Below are 17,410 nucleotides of genomic sequence, written 5' to 3' on the forward strand. Positions count from 1 at the left end.
ATGTTGGATACAGCTCAAGTGTCTGCCGTTTTACTGGCGGCGTTCTCATCTGCGCCGAAAGAAAATCGTCGGCGGAGGATTCGTGACATCGACCAGCCTCCGATCAGGGCAAGCAGCAGCCCACCCCAGGCGAATCGGGTTAGCCAGGTCTCCGCGACGACCCCCAGCGTGTAGACCGCCGCGCTAGTCGCTGACGCCCATAGAGCGCCACCAGTAGCATTTGCCGCAAAGAAAACTGGATAGCGCATGTGCATAGCCCCAGCCAACGGACCTGCAAGGATTCGTAGAAGTGCGACGAACCGGCCTCCGAGGACCGCCCACGCACCATATCGGTGGAAAAGCCGCTGGGCAGTAGCAACCTGCGAAGGACCGAGGTGACGGGGGAATCGGTGACCAAGCCGATTTAATAGCCTGTACCCGTAGCGACGACCAATGGTGTAACCGATGGAATCACCCACGATCGCACCGCCCGCCGCAGACATCGCAATCATTACCGGGTCAAGCTCCGACCCCGGGCGAGCTGCAAGCAAAGTCGCGGTAATCAGCACGAGCTCTCCCGGCAACGGAACTCCGATGCTTTCAATCCCGACCACAAGCGCACAGGCCATATAGGTCAGAAACGGCGAGGCCGCCAGAAGTATCGCATCCAACTCAGGCAAAGAAACCACCACGATAACTATTAAGAAAATGAATGAATAGTAGCCGGCGAGATAGTGCATTCGTCCTGAACTCCGACAAGAGTCGGAGGCCCTCCAAGGATTTTTACGCTAAACCGGCGACGCAATTCATGATATAGTACCCATGTAGGTAGTAACGAGATGAAAGCACTCAGTCAGGGATGGCCTCCAGGCCATATAGGAGCATCGACCAGATCCCCTGAGCGCCGGTACGGAACGCGACCGATAGCGAATAGCCGATTGCAGCGTCGGCCTCTAGTACTTGTTCGCGTGTTTGGAGCCAGGAGACGATGAAGTCGCCTTTGTTGTCCATCGAGAAGTCGGCGAGCTTAGTTTCATCTCGCCACAGTTGGCTGGTGTCAATTGAGTTGGGTTTGAACAAGTATTTGCCGTCTGCGGTGTTCACGCAGACTCGGTAAGAGCCCCGCGTTAATTTCCCTGCCCCTGGTCTGATCGTCGCGGATGCTCCACCAACGGATATATCGAGATCTTCCGCCCGGCGGGATCCGATGGGGACGAACCGGTTAATCTCCGCTCCTGGCTGTCGCCAAATAGTCACTGTAGGGACTTCAGGTCCCGAAATCTCAACTAAACCGGATTCTCCATTCGTGTGAATTTTGAGGTGACCGAAGAGCTCGTCGTCGATGGTGCGAGTGTGGGTGATGGACATGATGCATCCTCTGTCTGATCGACTTCAGGGGTTAGCAGTTGATTTTCCACTAGTTCGCGGTAGAGAGCGTCGGTGGCGAGGAGTTCGGCGTGTGTGCCGGTAGCCCTAACTTTGCCTTGTTCTAGGACAACGAGTTGGTTTGCAGAGCTGACGGTAGAAATTCTATGTGCAACGATCAGGACGGTGCACCTCCTCGCAGCAGCCTCGATGGTGCCGCGCATGGCTAATTCGCTGCGCGCGTCGAGGTGAGCAGAAACCTCGTCGAGCAACAGAACTTGGGGGCGTCGCAGCAATGCACGAGCGACGGCTAATCGTTGTCGTTCCCCCCCGGATAGAGTAATGCCTCTAGCGCCGACGGTGGTGTCGAGGCCTTTTGGTAACTGGTTGACAAGCTCGTCGAGTCCGACCTGCTGGAGAACATCGTCGATAGCGGCGGGGCTGACCGCCGCCGCCGCATACAGAAGATTTTCGCCGATCGTTCCGGCCAACATTGGGGCGTCTTGTTCCACATAAGCGATCCGTTGGCGCACTTCGGCTCGACTGAGCGCGTTGATATCCTCGGCGCCGAGGAGGATTTGGCCTTGCCCGAGGTCGTAGAATCGTTGCAGCAGGGAAAAAATGGTACTCTTGCCCGCACCGGATAGTCCGACGATTGCGGTCGTTTCTCCTGCCTTGGCAACAAAGGTGGCGCCGTCGAGTGCCGGTTCCCGGCCTGGGTAGGCGAACGTGATGCCGTCTACCGTGACGCTGGGAACTGTGGTGGTCAACGACGCCCGAGACCGATGGTCGACATCGTCCTCGACAGGCATCTGATTGATCTGATCGATGCGCTGCATCGCACCCAAGCCTTGGTGTAGCGCGATGACCCCAGTAACGAGAGATATAATCGGCGCACCAAGATTAAAGAGATAGAGCAGGAATGCGATCAGTGTGGCGATATCGAGCTGTCCAGCTGCGGTAAGCATTCCTCCGACACCGATCACTGCAAGGAATGACATCTGGAGAGCCAAGCTGGACAGGACTGCGATGATGCTTTGGTGCCGCGCGCCGACAAGACCTGCACGGTGCGCTTCGCAGGCAGCCTTGTCTGCTCGATCAATCTCCTTGGCTTCTGCTCCGTTTGCTTTCACCGTGCGCGCGGCTCCGAGGGATCGGTCGAGCGCGGCCCCGATGTTACCTACTGACTCCTGCATCGCAGCAACGGAGCGGCGAATTCGAGGGACAACAATCCCCATTCCAATACCGGCGAGGAGTAGTACAGCTGCAGTGACGCCGAACAACGGTAAACTCAACATAGCCATCAGCGCGATGCTGACGGCAAGGTGGATCCCGCCATCTAGCAGCTCGATCACTCCAGTCGTGGCCGCGTGCTGTACGACAGTACTATCAGAAGTGACACAGGTGGTGAGTGAACCGGGTTCCAGTCGATCCAACTCTAAGATGCGCAGTCGGATCAGTCTGCCGATGAGGCCCCGGCGAATGTCCAGCACCACGTGCTCGGCCGTGCGACCACCCAGCCAGGTCTGCCATGCGGTGAGCAGCGTAGACGCCACCAGTAAGCTGATCAGTACCAGGATCTCAGCGCCGATGCTCTCATCGAGAGTGAGACCGTTGATGACACTCTGCACCACCAGCGGCTGAGCCAGTCCGATCGCGCTGCCTACCAATGTCAACGCGAAGACAAGCGTCATGGGCCGCTTGTGCGACTTTGCGTTGCGCAGCAGTGCTCGCAACGGTCGGTTCATTGTTCCTCCACCGCTGCAGGATTTTCGCGGACGTCGCAGACCCCGAAAGAGTGCGAACCAGGCGCCCAGTGACGTGCAGCCGCGGCGACCTCGGCCACCGTGATCGATTCGACGCGGTCGAAGTAGCTACAGAGCCAGTCCGGCGGGAGTCCGCGGAGGATGAATCCGGTTGCCGCGCTGGCCATTTCGGCCCTCGTAGACAAGCCGATCGTGGCAAATCCCGTCGCGAACTGGCGGGCGGCCTCGACTTCTTGCTGGGTAGGACCTTGGTCCGCCAGATCCTCCATGCAAGAGGCCACTTCACGGAGGACCCGGGGTCCATTGCCGAGCGCGGTAGCGACGGTGACACTGGACCAGGCGCCTGCTCCGGGATCTTCAAGGCTGGATCCGACAGAGTAAGCCAAACCCAGTTTCTGACGGATACGCGTCGACAACCGCGAAGACCCGGTACCACCAAGTATCAAATTCGTCAGCTGCAATGCCGGGTGCTCAGGATGTGACACAGGGAGTCCCGGACCGATGGTCGCCACCAATGCCGACGCATTGGGTTCGGCAGCAAGCCAGACGTGACTATCATCGATAGTTGACGCATCCAACTCAGGCAACCTCAAGCTAGACGCTGAGCCCTGCCACGAACTGAATAGCTCGGCTAGCCGATCCAGAACTTCGGTAGGTTCGGTTGAGCTGAGTACTAGCAGGACCGCCCCAACGGGGACAATCGCTTTCGTATGCAGAAGATGTAGGTCATCCGGAGTTACGGCAAATAATTCAGCCGGCGTGGCTGGGTCCGCGGAGAGCGGGTGACAACCAAATCGATGACGAAGTAACGTTCGCCGCAGCTGCATGTGGGATCCCCAGCCAGCGGCGGTAAATGCGGTAGTTTCGGCTGCCGCGTCGACTTCAGAATTCTGGTAGGCAGGACGGGTCACCACATCGGCAAGCAGCTCAAGGGTCCCCGCGAATCCCGCATTCAACACACTGGCAGACAACAGGAGCGATTCCGAGTCGCGGGAGCTGGCCAGCTCTGCGCCGAGATCGCCAGCCTGCCGGAGCACCGCATGCCGGTCCCGTGACTTGGTACCACGCAATACGCAGGCTGCGAGTAGGTCCATCGGCGCCGTGAGATCCGCGCGGGTCCGCGCAAAAGGTAGGGCGAGTCGGATTTCAGCTATAAGTGCGGATGGGTCAGGCACAGCAACAACCCGCAGTCCATTCGGCAGCGTCTGACATAGCGCTCTTGATAACGTTTTCATCACTACTCTCCGTTCAGTTTTACCACGACGCGGGGCTGGACCAGCATCGATGTTGCCGCAGTGCTGAGATTAGAATCGGAGACTGCGGCAAGCAACTGGGGAACAGCAGCATGCCCACTGAGATAGGGGAAGAGCAGCTCGAAACGACCGTGTGCGACAGCGCGAGTTGCAAGCGAATCGAGCTGACGATGATGAGCCAGCAGCAAGGCGTTCACCGCACGGGTGAGCTCGCCTGGTCTTGGTCCATCTGTTGACAGCACAGCAAGTTCATTATCGAACGCAGTTTCCGCGTCGAGCCAGCCTGGCTCATGCACTATCTGAGTTACCTGGAGATCCGACACAGAGGTATTAAACCACTCTCCATGAAATCCGAAGTAGACGCAAGCTGAGCGTAAGCGCGGTTCTTTGATTTTTAATCGGGGTATTCTAGACGAGTTGAGCACCTCGGTCAGCACGGCGTGCGCGACGTAGGCGTGGGGGACAGTTCGGACATCTGGGGTCGCGAGTCCGATCGCAACACCGGTTCCGGCAAAGCGCGGCGCGTGGTGCCGGACGTGGGAGGAGGCGGCAATAATTACTTTATTGCGGCGCGGCTCGTCGCGGGCTGGCCCGCTTAATGCGCCAAATGCCGCATTGACAGCACTTTCAACCCGAGCTGCGGTAACGTCACCGACGATGGAGAGAACCAGATTATTCGGTGTGTACCAGCGCCGGTGGAACGCTTCGGCAGCAGCAGGGGTGATGCGATCGAGGTGTTCGATAATACCGTGGTCACCACCAGCGTGGTTTTCTTTGCCGAAGAGCGCTGAAGCGGCTGTGGTCCACGGGTAGCCTCCGTGTGATGCAACGTTGGCGATCCGGATTTCTTCCCCCACGATGGCAAGTTCGCTATCTAGCATATCCTGGTCGACTGCGAAACTGGCCAGGCGGCCTGCTTCCCAGAATAGAAGAGATTCGAGCTGATCCGATCCGATTACGCTGTAGTAGCTCGTGTGATCTCGGTGTGTCACGCCGTCACAGATCCCGCCCGAACTTTCCACGTTACGCAGGTGCCCACGACCGCTGGACTCTTTGCAGCGGGGAAACATTAAATGCTCTACGAGGTGCGCCATACCCCGAGTGCTAGCCGAGTCAGTACGGGAGCCGACACCGACAGTAAGTGCGACCGATACCAGTCTGTTTCGTTTATCGGGCTCAACAATTACTCTCAAGCCGTTGCCCAAAACGAATCGATGCACGGATGTTTCTGGTGCCGAGATCACGTTAGGCATCCTCACGGCAGTCGAGGTTGCGGTCGGGACGGTAGGGGTCGATGTTAGCCAGCCGAAACTGCTCGGCGATCGCGGCCGCAGGAGATTCACAGCCGGGGCCATTTGCGTGTGCGAGTAGAGCTCGGGCCAACGCCAGGCAGCGGTGCTGACCGAAGCTCAACCCTGCTTGTCCTGGCCGTGGGTCTTGCGGCTCCCACGCAGTGGCGATCCCAGGTGCAAGTTCATCTGCAAAGACCGAAGTAGAGGTTCCGATCGCCGGACAATCGGTCAACGCTCTTGTGAGCGCGCGTACGTCACCTTCGTCGTCTCCGTTAAGATAGATAACCAAGGCATCGCGACGCGGATATTCACTGGAGATGGAGAGGATTTTGGCGTGGTAATCAGCGCAGCGCCCTTCCAGCGCGCTTAATGCAAATTGCCAAGCCTGGACGGCGCTCTTGGCATCGGTCAAATGCACGAATATCCTGCGGGTCTCGCTGTACAGATCAGGTCTAGCATGCGCGCCGACGACATAGAAGAATCCGGGAGATACGACGGGACGTACGGCGTCGAGTCGCAATTCGACAGAGTCACCCACGTCGTCAGCGGCGACGGCTCTGGAGAGTTTCTCCTGTGGTACTCGAAGAGTGATCTCGGCAGTCCGGACGAAAACCTCATCCTGATCGATGCCAAGCAGAACTCCCGGTATTGGCGCGTATACGTGTGGGACAGCACGGGTCAGCTGTGATTCGAACTCAAAATCTCTTGCAGCACCCTTCCGCGACGCACCGCCAGCATCGCGGTTGGTTTCTACACCAGCATGAAGATGGTCGTATAGCGCCAAAGCGAGCTGACCACGGAGGTCTCGAAGGCTGTCCCCAGCGAGATTTCGATCTCCAACTTGGGCAGTCAGCGTGTTCGGTTTGACTGAGACGCTAGAAAGTGCTTCGATAATCTTCGGATGAAGCGTCACTGCGTCACCAGACCCATCAGCCGGGCTGCCCCAACCGGATCCAGTAGGACTGTGCGCCCCAGGCCTGCCGCGGCCTTCGCAACCGGACTAAGCTGAATATGTGCTTCTGCACTGGCGATCAGCCGGTCGAACAAATGCCAACCTGCGAAGGACAGCGCTCGCGGAACGAAATCGGAGTCCGGCTTGCTTGCCTTGACGTACCCTTCCCAAAAGGATACGATCTTCGGAATAGTGCGATGAAGAGACTCTCGCCCGCGATCGATGATATCGTCGTGGGCAATGTTCATTTCAGCGAGTTTTGTTCCTGTTCGCTTCTCCAGTGGAGTGAACAGAGAATAAGTGGAGTAGTAGAGACACTCACCGAGGAAGGCACCTATATCCCGTGCAGGGTCTCCGAGTCGGAAATTCTCCCAGTCGCAAAGATAGAGCCGCCCTCTGGATACGACGAACTGATCGATTCTCACATCTCCATGCACAGGGGTAGATTGAATGCTATGTTCCGCTGCGCGCAAAGCACGGAGTGCGTCAACGACCTCACCGTCATCCTGCAGTAATCGCCATGCTGCCAGCTGAGCCGCGCTCTGCTGCTGGACAGCTGGCCAACGCATACCCTCTAGCCAGTCCATCGGCGGGAGCCAAAATGCACTGTTATCGAGCCCTGCCACCGATAACTCATGCACTACGCTAAGCGATTCTCCGGCACGCCGGCAAAGATCGCTTCCAAAGCGATTTTCAAGTGCGAGTTCAACCCCCGACTGGGGTTCATCGAGCAAGCGAAACACCAGCATGCCAGCTTCCCGATCGTATCCCAGTATCTCTGGCACAGACAGCGCTGATGTACGGTTGGAGCGGGCAGCTCGTTCGAACTTCACAGATCTATCCATCGCGGCAGCGTTCTCACCGACCTGTGGCGACATTGCCTTCACGAACACCCGTACGCCGGTGGTTGTTTTTCCCGCCCAGTTTTCATTACGGCCGCCGAAAGTCGTCACTGCCTCAGATGTGAGTTCGCCTAGCCCAAGTCGGGTCAGAACCCGGTTCACCGCAGGATTTTCGCCGAGGCTAGCGGGTTCAAACTGTCCCCACAACCCGGTCACATCGTCCTCCCCGGTAACGTTGAGCGGCCTTCGTCGTCGATAAGATCCACCAAAAAGTCAGCGTGACGGACGCAATCAGCGTTCCATTCCACGTAGGTGGCATAGTCATGGAGGTGGGTGACCATTCGGAGGACCGCGATCCGCCCCAACGCAATTTCGTTGTATCCGGGCCCGTATCCCTGTAGAAGCAGCCGGGACAGCTCGTCAAAGTCGACGATCTCTCGACACGTCGTGCGTGCTACTTCGGCTAGCTCACCTAGCAACCAGCCAAGGTCGACCTCCGGGCGTCCGGCGGCGATATCCGCCCCGATCAGAAACTCGGTGGTCGTCGTCAGGATCGGGGGTAGCAGTACACCCAGCGAAGCGAAGCCATGTAGGAGCACGGAATGCGTGGCCAGCTCCGTTTGCTCAAGCCACGACTGCAAGCGGGCCAAGCGAAAGCTTCCCCACCTGGATCTGACCAAATTGTCGAAATGCGACGTGCTCATGCGTTCTTTGGCCAGCCACCGACTGGTGCGACGTAATCCGGACGATCCGTGGAAGTTCTCTGGCGCCAAGTAGTTGTGCAGATCGCGCAATGCATGTCCTGCTGCGGTGAGACTCTCAGCCGCGAGTTGCTGGACTCGATCACCATCGTGGTCCAGTAACGCGGCCAAAGATAGCGGACTAGTCGCTCGGTAGATTAATCGGTCTCCACCGTCTAACGCCATCAGCCATCGCGCTGCAGAATTACTTGTTGCGACGATGTTCCGTATCGCGGCGGACGGTACGGTGAGGACGTCGCCGCTATCTGGGCCGCCCCTATGGGACCATTGGAAACAGGTATCGGAGAGTGCGTGGATTTCGGTGCAGCGAAGGCCGGTTCCGTAGCTTTCGATAAGCGTCGACCCGCCGTTCATGACGTCCATTTATTAGCCTGCTGCCGTTCCCATTCAATCAACTTGATTAAGTCAGACAGCGGTGCTTGGCCTGTCTCTGATGGCTCCCCCGTAGTCGCGCTGATTGCGGATTCCATGGGTGTTACGACAACGTTGGGGCGCGTTTGCAGCATCTGTAGATGGCTTACGGTCATCGGGTTCGCTAACGCGTTCGGGGGCAAGGCCGGAGATACGCCGATGGTCGCCTGCGTTGTCTGCAATGCCAGGAGAACTGGAGAATCAGCCAGCCCAAGTGCGAACCGAGATACGAAGTCCAGAGTGGCTGGACACACTGCGACCACATCAGCCCACCGAGCAAGGGCCACGTGAGGAGCTACCTCCACCGGGTTCACTGGCCATTCGTCTACGACGATTTCCGTACCCGAAAGGGCGGCCAGGGCATGCGTCGAAACGAACTTAGTCGCAGCCCGAGTTAGTGCGAGTTTAAGCGAAACGTTCGGAAGTGCCTCATCGACCCAACCTACCCAGTAGGGAAGAAAGCTGACACTCAGCGCTCCTGTCCCAACCAGGAGAAGCCGCTCGAAAGACGGAGAATCGTCCACAGCGGTCGACCTTAGCTGACCCACGGGAACCCTTCTTTCGCTGATCATATGGAAGCACCGTTCGTGGTGGCCAAGGTCAGTGGTCGCGAGAGTTAACCTTGGCCACCACGAACGAAGAAAATCAGATGAGTCAGCAGACCTTCTTGATTGTCCTCACGACTCCACCACCGGCAGACGCCACACCAGCAGCACACTGCTGCGAGGACCGCGTCGCAATCACGGTCGCGCGGATCAGGATCGGCACCAGCGGCGAGGTGGCAGCTGGCGTCGCCTCACCATCGTAGAGATCCAGCTCCTCCGCAGTGGTATACGCGGTGTAGCCATCGAGCAGATCCTTCTCGCGCATCGCGTTAGCCATGCAGCTCCCCCTCAATTTTGTTTGATTACAGTCGGACCATTGAAAAAGAGAGCCGTACCTGAGGTCGGCGTCCTCTCTCCTCGAGTCGCAAACTCGACACTACGCACAAGGAGAGAATGAACTTCTCACGGGTGTCCATGTGGAAAATTGCACCCTGGCGTTCCGCCAGCAGGGCCCCGGCAAAGTCGTCACGTGATCTTGTAGGTGATCAGCGGGCGGTGAGGGTTGCAGGGCCCCGGCAAAGTCGTGATGGGTGGGCCCTGAGCTGCGGTGACGTGCGGGGTGGGGTGGGTGCGGCCACAGGCCTGGCGTGATCATGAGGGTGTCACGAAGGTGGGTGGTCGAACGGACCCTGGCCTGGCTCACCGCACACCGACGCCTGGCCCGAGACTACGAACGCCACCCCACCACATCCGAAGCCATGATCCGCTGGGCCGCGATCAACACCATCACCCGCCGCATCGCCCGTGGATACCCCGCCACCCGCCAGCAGAAACACACGACACCCTCAACCCACTAGAATTTCCAAACACGCTCTGAGGCGGAGTCGCGCTCCCCGCCGGGACGGTCAGCCAGAAACACGCCGGGACACCGGTCCGCCTCCAGGACATCGCGCCCGGGGACCTGGTGTTCATCCCCGGCTCACTCGGCACGAGTGAGAATCCTCGGCACAACGGCATGTATGTCGGCCACGGCCTGATCGTCAACGCCTACGACACCACCCGAGGCGTCGTCCTGCAGCCGCTCTCGGAGTGGGCCGACCAGGTCACCCACATCCGCCGCGTTCACACGCCCGCGCCGGCGGGCCCACCGGCACCTGCGGCTACTGCGGCAGGAGCGACGCCATGAGCACCACCGCCTGCGCGATCGCACTCGCGGCCACGCTGGGCCTCACCACACGGCGGCCCCACCCGAGCACCGTAACCACGACCAGGACGAAGACCCACCGCCGCAGGACGGCAGGCCACGGATGCCATCGATTCGGGTGACAGCGCCGCGGACGAGAGCACCGGCGGCGAGGCGGTCGCGGCGCCGGTGCGGGCGGCGTAGGCCCGGTGGAGCGGCACGATCCTGGGATAGGTGGTGCGGGCGGTGTCGATGAGCACCGGCTCGGCTACGGTCTGCACAGAAGAAAGGACTGCGGCGCCCCATCCTCGCAAAGTTGTGGGCGCCGCAGCCTCCGAGCACGTTTCCGCGCAAGGGAGCACTGTAGTCATGTCCCACAGGACCGTCGAGCACCCCCACGACCTCGACCTCGACCTCGACCTCGACCTCGACCAGCTGTACTCGCCGCCGGTGGTGGTCGCCCCGCTTGTTGCCGTTGACCTGGCCGCTCTCGTCCTGGCCGGGGGTGTCCGGTGAGCATCAAGGTGATGGATGCGGTGTTCCGGTCTGATCTGGCGGGGGCGTCGCGGCGGGCGGTGTTGCTCGCGATCGCTGACAACGCCAAGGACACCGGATTGTGCTACCCCGCAGCGATGACGGTGGCGCGTAAGACCGGGTTGTCGCGGGCGACGGTGTTCCGGGCGCTCAACGATCTGGAACGCGAGGGCGTGCTCCGGCGAAGCCGGCGGCGCCGGAAGAACGGGGCCTGGTCGTCGAACGGCTACTGGATCCAGCTCGACGTACTCCAGGCTCGGGACCGGGCCCGGCTCCAGGCCCAGGTCGAGATGGAGGAACTCGAAGAGCTGTTCGGCATCGCCCCCGCCGCCCACGCCACCGCCCCCGCAGCAGCAGCAGTCGCCGGCGTGGTCGTCTCCGCGGGCACCGACATGGCCGTCGGGGTGTCCGCCGGGGCGGCTGATCCGGCCGTCGCGGGCGGTCTCTCCGAGCCTTCTGTAACCGGTCTCGACGGGTCTGCCACTGACCTGCCCGAACCGGTGTTTCCGCAGCTCACCCCCCCGTCTCACAGTGACACCCCCCCCGTCTCACCGTGCGACCCCACGGGGGTCTCACCGCCGGTCGCCTGGAACCGTCAGGGAACCGTCACGGGGGAGGCCGCGCGCGAGCGCGCGACCGCGACCACCCCCGAGCCCGGCGGGTGTGTTGAACCTGCTCTATGCCGATCCGAAAGGCAACAGCTCCGATGAGTTGGCGACCCGGGCGCGGGTCGCGATCATCGGCGAGGCGAACGTGATGGCGATGGCGCCGCTGGTGGAAGCGTTGATCGCCGCTCGGGCCCAGATCGCCGCGCAGCGCCGCTCCCGGCTGCTCCAGCCGTGCCCGGAGGTTCCGGGATGGATGTTTCTGCATGACGAGTACTCGTTCGTCGCGCACGACACGAAGCTGTCCAAGCGGTGGACGAAGGTCGTCAACACCGTCCGTTCCCTCGGAGTGTGGCCGGTGGCGTTGAACCAGTCCCAGAACCAGACCGAGTGGGGTTCTGAGCACTGTCGTCAGGCGTTCGCGTCGCAGGTGATCGCGTTCCGGACGAACTCGGAGTCGTCGTCGGCGCTGGTGCCCGGTCTGTTGTTCGATCCGCAGCAGTTGCCGTTGAAGGTCAACGCCGAGGGCGAGACCACGTCGGAGCCGGAACCAGGAATGGCGGTGATGTCGTATCGGGCGGCGCCGGTCCGCTGGGACTGGCTCCCGTCCGATGACGACGTCCGTGAGCTGGTCGCGGCGAGTGGGCCCCCGCCGCCGTTGACCGCAGCAACAGCGTTCGACCGGTTCTGCACCCAACCGGAGCTGCACCCGTTCGAGGTCGAGGCGGTCTCCTCGGTCCTCGGCCCGGCGGTGAACGGGCGGTGGCAGGTCGGCGGTTTCGACGCCACCCACCACTTCCCCGACGACGACGCCGTCGAGTCGGGGCCGGTGGCCCGGGCTGCGGCGCTGCGCGCCCCGTGGGGCCACCGCGCCACCAGCAGCACAGACACCGCGGGCGCCGCCGCCCCGGCGCGGACGAAGATCGTGTTGTCCCCGGTCCAGGCCGAAGTCCTCGCCCTCATCAAGGCCGGGACGGCTACGACCGGGAAACTCGTCGACGCTGCGTCTGCGTCGAAGGCCGCCGTGCACGACGCCCTGGACGTGTTGATCGGGTGCGGGCGAGTCACCCGGGTCGCGCGGGGCCGTTACCAGGCCGCCCGGGACCGATCGTGACCGCCGGGCCACGCCGCCGCGCCCGTAGCCGGACATTCCGCCTATCCCGTGTCGAACGTGACGGGCGGTACGGAAGGATCCCGACGGTGACCCGGATCTGGACGGTGTTGTTCGCGGTGCTCGCGGCGGCGGTGTTCGTGCTGGTCGAGATCTGGGCCTTCCGGGAAGAGCCCGGCACCGCCGCTGCCGACACCGGGCCGTCGACGACGACATCCACAACAGCACCGGAGATGGTGACCGCGTCCGGCCCGGTCGACCTGTCTTCGCTCCGGATCGCCCCGGATCGGCACGGCCGTGACTACCGCCGCGAGGCGTTCGGGCCCGGGTGGGCCCCGGCGGTTGGACCGGGCTGCGACGTCCGCGACGTCGTGTTGGCCCGCGACCTGACCGACACCACCGTGGCCCGCGGCTGTGACGTGACCGCCGGGACGCTGCGCGATCCCTACACCGGCCAGACTGTCACCGGCCCGGCCCGCGACCTCGACGTCGACCACGTCATCCCTCTCGCGCTGGCGCACCGCTCCGGTGCGCACGCCTGGACCGACCAGCAGCGGGACGCGTTCGCGAACGATCCGGACAACCTGCGCGCCACCACCGCGGCGGTCAACCGAGCAAAGTCCGACCACGGGCCCGAGCACTGGATGCCGCAGGTCGACGCGTGTGCCTACGCCCACGACTTCGCCCGGGTCGCCACCCGCTACCAACTCACGATCACCGCGGCGCGCGCGGAGGCGCTGCAGCAGGCCTGCGCGTGATCTGCCCGGCGTGTCGGAGCCAGTTGACTTGCCAAGCTAGTCTATCGCAGTACGGTTGGGGTGTTTGGTGGAGTGCGGGTCGTGGAGGGCAGTGCGGTGCGGTCGGATGTTGCTGAGTGGCTCGGTGCTGCCGTTGGGGATGTCACCGAGGCGCAGTCTGAACGGATCGCGGCGGCGTTCGATGCGATCGAGTCTCGGTATGCGGATCGGGACGAGATGGAGGAGCGCGCTGAGGCTCGGACTGCTGCGGTGCAGGTGGCGCTGGGTGTCAAGACCCTGGAGGCGATTTCGGGGCGGTGGCATCGGGCTAAGCGGGCTGAGCGGTTGCGGATGGCGGGAGTGACGGGGGCGTTGATCGCCACGCCGGGGTCTGAGCAGTCGCTGGTCGAGCGTTCCGGTGCGGCCCGGATGACCGTCCGTCGGGCGCTCGGTCGCAGCATTTTCACGCACCGCCCACGCACCGCGGAGCGTGGTGATCCCTAGCGGGTGCATCGGCCCGGGTTTCGGGTAGTCCCGAATACGACGAACGGCCCCCCCCCTGGACAGGTTAAGGGCCGCTAGTCGTTCAACAACAACAGCCGTGAAGGCTGAGATAGGGGAAGTGTAGGTCATGTCCGGCTACTTCGACCAGGGACCGTCTGCGGACGGGGTCCTGCCGGTGTCTTCTGTGTCTTGTGATGGTTCGGCTGTCGATGCTTCGTTCGGGGTGTCGGTGGGGGAGAGCCCGACGGTGGGTGCGGTCCCGTTCTGGGTGACGGCGTGCTTGTTGTTCGATCCGCCGCCGGTGGCTGCGGCGAACAGCGTGAGTACGGCGGTGGCGGTGTTGATGGCGGCGGCGGTGCGGGTGCATGGCGATCTGATGGTGAAGCTGTCGCCGACCCGGCTCGCGTTGCTGTGTGGCTATGAGCGCCCGGAGAAGGCGAAGTGGATCACCGATTATCTGCAGCGGATCGGTTTCCTGCGGGTGATGGACGGTGGGGTGAACGCGTCGACGGGGCGTCGTCAGGCCCGTCGGGACGGCGCTGGGCGGGCGATCGAGAACGAGTTCGTGGTGTTCCCCTCGGCGCCCGAGCACTACCGGGGCCCGCGGTCGCTGGCGGAGCTGGACCGCTGGATCAGCGCTGACCTCGACGCCGCCGAACAGGCCCCCAGCCGGGGTGGGCGGCGGTCCGGGAGGTCGCGCTCGGTCTCGATCCGGCGCCGCACCCTGTTCGCTGTTCCCGCTGGTCAGCCCCACACCCCCGCTGGGGGGGATGGGACAGGTGGCCTTCCCCCCGCTGGGGGGGATGGGGGTATTTCTGCTGGTCAGACCCTTCCCCCCGTGGAGGGGGGTGGGTGCTCGGCCCTGCCCCCCGCTGGGGGGGATGGGGGTGTTTGTGCTGGTCAGGCCCTGCCCCCCGCCAGGGGGGTACTTCAGATCGAGAGATCTTCGATCTCTCTCGAAGAGAGAGATATCGAAGGATCGAGCGCGCCTGCGCGCGGGTCGGCTTCGCCGCCCGCTCCGGCCCGCGCCGCTGCCGCGTCGGTTGCTGTGCTGGTCGAGGAACCGGTTGCGGTCGAGGCCCGGGAGCTGGTTCGGCGGTTGCCGTGGGCGGCGTGGGCGCAGGCTCGGGGCCGGTCGGAGTGGCGGTTGTCCCCGGCGGACGCTGATCAGGTTCAGGCTGCGGTGACCGAGGCGGTGACGGGTCATGGCTTGTCGTGGGCCGAGGCGGCGGTGATCGGGCAGGCGGCGTTGTCGGAGGCGAAGGGCGCCCCGGTCGCCTATGTCGTGAACGCCTTCACACGTCACTTGGCCCGCCGCCGGAGGGCTCTGGCGGCCGAGCCGCTGTCGGAGACCCCGCTCCCGCTCCTGGACCCTCCCGCCCCGCGGGGCGGCGCTCAGCGGCGTTCTCAGCGCCCGGAACGGGCTGTGCAGGATCAGTCGGCGCCGGCTGGTGCTGCGGAGGGGTCCGGGAGTGTCCCGGCCGAGCCTTCGGTGCCGTCTTCGGTGCTGTCGTCGGCGGCGTGTGGGACGTGTGAGGCGCGGGACGGTGATGGTGTCGGGATGCGGACGGTCACCGGGGACGATGGTCGGTGTGTGCCGTGCCCGGCCTGCCGCACGGGTCAGAGCTCGTCGTCGGTGGGCGCGTGAGCGCCGCGATGCCTGTCCCGCCGCCGGGGGCTGATCCGTTGCCGCCGCATGACCTGGGGGCGGAGCAGGCGGTGCTCGGGGCGATGATGCTCTCGCCCGAGGTGGTCGGGGACGTGGCGGGGTCGGTCACGGTCCGGGATTTCTATCGGCCGTTGCACGCGACGGTGTTCCAGGTGGTCTGTGATCTTGACGGTGGTGGTGAGCCGTCTGATCCGGTCGCGGTCGCGGCGGAGTTGGACCGGCGGGGTGAGTTGGGTCGGGTCGGTGGTGCGGCGTATCTGCACACGTTGATCGCGGCGGTGCCGGTCGCGGCGAACGCGGCCTATTACGCCGAGATCGTGGTGGAGAAGGCGATGTTGCGCCGTCTGATCGAGTCCGGGATCCGGATCACGCAACTTGGTCATATCGGCGTGGGGTGCGGTGAGATCGGCGAGGTCATCGACCGTGCGCGTTCTACGCTGGAGGGTGTGTCGGCTGCGGGTGATGAGTCTGCTGGGTGTGTCGGGTTCGGGACCGGTCATGCCGCGTGGCTGGCGGGGCTCGACGGCGTGCAGTCCGGTTTCGGTGAGCCCGGTCTGCCCAGCGGTTTGGATGATCTGGATGAGGTCACCGGCGGCTGGAAGCCCGGGCAGTTGATCGTGATCGCTGCGCGGCCCGGGTTGGGGAAGTCGACTCTGGCTCTGGACATGGTGCGGTCGGCGTCGGTGCGCCACGGCAGGACCAGCGTGATCTTCTCGTTGGAGATGTCGGAGTCCGAGCTCCGCGACAAGATCATCGCTGCGGAGGCGCGGGTGCGGGTGTCGGATTTGCGGACTCCGCACGCGCTTGATGCGCTTGCCTATGAGCGGATCACCGCGGCGGCGGCGCGGGTCATCGGCGGTGGTGCGTTGTTCATTGATGACACCGCGACGACGACGGTCGCTCAGATCCGGGCGAAGGCGCGCCGGTTGCAGGCCCGGCACGGTCTGGACTTGATCGTGGTGGACTATCTGCAGCTGATGTCGTCGGGTGCGCGGACGGAGAACCGGCAGGTCGAGGTGAGCGATTTCTCTCGGCAGTTGAAGGTGCTGGCGAAAGATTTCGATGTTCCGGTGATCGCGTTGTCTCAGCTGAATCGTGGGCCGGAGCAGCGTGTCGATAAGAGGCCGATGTTGTCGGACCTGCGGGAGTCCGGCGCGTTGGAGCAGGACGCCGATGTCGTGGTCTTGTTGCACCGTCCGGATGCCTACGATCATGAGGACCCGCGGGCGGGTGAGGCGGATTTGATTCTGGCGAAGAATCGCGGTGGTCCGACGCGTACGGTTGCGGTGGCGCACCAGTTGCATTACAGCCGTTTCGCCGGTTTGGCCCGTCGGTGACTGTTGAGAACGGCAGTGCTGCCGGGGTGAAAGTGGTCATCAGTACGGCGTTGTCGCGGGGCCGTGATCTTCGGTATGTCGTTGTCGATGTCACCACTGGCGAGATTATCGATGACGCACAGGGTTACGGCTACAAGTCTGCGCAGAACGCGTATCGCGCGCATTCCTACAAGTCTGTGCCGCCGGAGAAAAATAAGCAACGGGACGCCGCGAAGCGGAAAGTCAAGGACTGGTGCGCGGCGCATCCGGCGTTCATGGCCGACGCCGAGAAGATGGCGTTCTGTGCGGTGAAGGACGGGGCCCCGCTCACGTAGGCCGACGTGAAGCGGTTACTGACCGAACATGGTCTGGAGTTGCCGTTCAGTGTCGGGGCTTTGATGCGGCACTGGTGATGCGCTGAGCGCCTCCATCGTATGTTCTGGGGGTGTGTTGTGAACTGCGCTGGGTTGGAAGGGAGGTTCCTTCGAGTCCGGCGCAGCCCGTTTGTTCTGATGGTCTGCTGTGTCGGTGGGGCCGGGGGGATTTTTCGGCCCCACCGACGTGTGTTTCGAGACGAGTGTCCTG

The 17,410-nt window shown here is 62.9% G+C and carries 17 protein-coding genes and 2 pseudogenes; 9 read left to right on the plus strand and 10 right to left on the minus strand.

Annotation, left to right across the window (positions count from 1 at the left end):
• Window positions 1–14: 14 nt before the first annotated feature.
• From KPL57_RS13930 to KPL57_RS13975, 10 genes are all read right to left on the minus strand, one after another.
• Window positions 15–719, minus strand: a complete 705-nt coding sequence (locus tag KPL57_RS13930) for a DedA family protein (protein ID WP_226351929.1) — start codon at window positions 717–719, stop codon at window positions 15–17.
• Window positions 720–828: 109 nt separating this feature from the next.
• Window positions 829–1,083, minus strand: coding sequence for a hypothetical protein (locus tag KPL57_RS13935; protein WP_226351930.1), 255 nt, complete (start codon window positions 1,081–1,083; stop codon window positions 829–831).
• Window positions 1,084–1,265: 182 nt separating this feature from the next.
• Window positions 1,266–3,092, minus strand: coding sequence for an ABC transporter ATP-binding protein (locus KPL57_RS13940; RefSeq protein WP_226351931.1), 1,827 nt, complete (start codon window positions 3,090–3,092; stop codon window positions 1,266–1,268).
• Window positions 3,089–4,345, minus strand: coding sequence for a pitrilysin family protein (locus KPL57_RS13945; RefSeq protein WP_308252871.1), 1,257 nt, complete (start codon window positions 4,343–4,345; stop codon window positions 3,089–3,091). The genes KPL57_RS13940 and KPL57_RS13945 overlap by 4 nt, the downstream gene beginning before the upstream one ends.
• Before the next feature lie 2 nt (window positions 4,346–4,347).
• Entirely contained in the window at window positions 4,348–5,718 is a 1,371-nt protein-coding gene (locus tag KPL57_RS13950) for a pitrilysin family protein (RefSeq protein WP_308252872.1), read from the minus strand.
• Window positions 5,609–6,568 (minus strand): T3SS effector HopA1 family protein, encoded by a 960-nt coding sequence (locus KPL57_RS69700; protein WP_226351934.1) that lies wholly within the window; start codon window positions 6,566–6,568, stop codon window positions 5,609–5,611. The genes KPL57_RS13950 and KPL57_RS69700 overlap by 110 nt, the downstream gene beginning before the upstream one ends.
• The gene (lxmK, locus tag KPL57_RS13960; protein ID WP_226351935.1) at window positions 6,565–7,665 is read right to left on the minus strand and encodes a class V lanthionine synthetase subunit LxmK; all 1,101 of its coding nucleotides are present in this window, start codon (window positions 7,663–7,665) and stop codon (window positions 6,565–6,567) included. Before lxmK ends, KPL57_RS69700 begins: the two co-directional genes overlap by 4 nt.
• Complete coding sequence (locus KPL57_RS13965) at window positions 7,662–8,243, minus strand: hypothetical protein (protein WP_226351936.1); 582 nt, start codon at window positions 8,241–8,243, stop codon at window positions 7,662–7,664. Before KPL57_RS13965 ends, lxmK begins: the two co-directional genes overlap by 4 nt.
• Window positions 8,244–8,560: 317 nt before the next feature.
• The gene (locus KPL57_RS13970; RefSeq protein WP_226351937.1) at window positions 8,561–9,193 is read right to left on the minus strand and encodes a flavoprotein; all 633 of its coding nucleotides are present in this window, start codon (window positions 9,191–9,193) and stop codon (window positions 8,561–8,563) included.
• Window positions 9,194–9,275: 82 nt separating this feature from the next.
• Complete coding sequence (locus KPL57_RS13975; RefSeq protein WP_226351938.1) at window positions 9,276–9,503, minus strand: LxmA leader domain family RiPP; 228 nt, start codon at window positions 9,501–9,503, stop codon at window positions 9,276–9,278.
• 328 nt (window positions 9,504–9,831) lie between these two features.
• Between KPL57_RS13975 and KPL57_RS13980 the strand changes: the two are divergent.
• The 9 genes and pseudogenes from KPL57_RS13980 to KPL57_RS14020 form a co-directional block, all read left to right on the plus strand.
• Window positions 9,832–10,023, plus strand: a pseudogene (locus tag KPL57_RS13980) (IS5/IS1182 family transposase); the annotation flags it as partial.
• 35 nt (window positions 10,024–10,058) lie between these two features.
• Window positions 10,059–10,352: pseudogene (locus KPL57_RS13985) on the plus strand (C40 family peptidase); the annotation flags it as partial.
• A gap of 366 nt (window positions 10,353–10,718) precedes the next feature.
• Complete coding sequence (locus KPL57_RS13990; protein ID WP_226351939.1) at window positions 10,719–10,865, plus strand: hypothetical protein; 147 nt, start codon at window positions 10,719–10,721, stop codon at window positions 10,863–10,865.
• Complete coding sequence (locus KPL57_RS13995; protein WP_226351940.1) at window positions 10,862–11,593, plus strand: helix-turn-helix domain-containing protein; 732 nt, start codon at window positions 10,862–10,864, stop codon at window positions 11,591–11,593. Before KPL57_RS13990 ends, KPL57_RS13995 begins: the two co-directional genes overlap by 4 nt.
• Before the next feature lies 1 nt (window position 11,594).
• Window positions 11,595–12,602, plus strand: coding sequence for a hypothetical protein (locus tag KPL57_RS14000; RefSeq protein WP_226351941.1), 1,008 nt, complete (start codon window positions 11,595–11,597; stop codon window positions 12,600–12,602).
• 86 nt (window positions 12,603–12,688) lie between these two features.
• Window positions 12,689–13,357 (plus strand): HNH endonuclease family protein, encoded by a 669-nt coding sequence (locus KPL57_RS14005; protein WP_226351942.1) that lies wholly within the window; start codon window positions 12,689–12,691, stop codon window positions 13,355–13,357.
• 81 nt (window positions 13,358–13,438) lie between these two features.
• Window positions 13,439–13,840 carry a hypothetical protein gene (locus KPL57_RS14010; RefSeq protein WP_226351943.1) on the plus strand — a complete coding sequence of 134 codons (402 nt, stop codon included), beginning with the start codon at window positions 13,439–13,441 and terminating at the stop codon, window positions 13,838–13,840.
• A gap of 1,644 nt (window positions 13,841–15,484) precedes the next feature.
• Window positions 15,485–16,846: a replicative DNA helicase gene (dnaB, locus tag KPL57_RS14015; RefSeq protein ID WP_226351944.1), complete on the plus strand. Its 1,362-nt coding sequence runs from the start codon at window positions 15,485–15,487 to the stop codon at window positions 16,844–16,846.
• Window positions 16,843–17,160 (plus strand): hypothetical protein, encoded by a 318-nt coding sequence (locus KPL57_RS14020; RefSeq protein WP_226351945.1) that lies wholly within the window; start codon window positions 16,843–16,845, stop codon window positions 17,158–17,160. Before dnaB ends, KPL57_RS14020 begins: the two co-directional genes overlap by 4 nt.
• Window positions 17,161–17,410 lie beyond the last annotated feature (250 nt).

The organism is Pseudonocardia sp. ICBG601 (assembly GCF_020496245.1).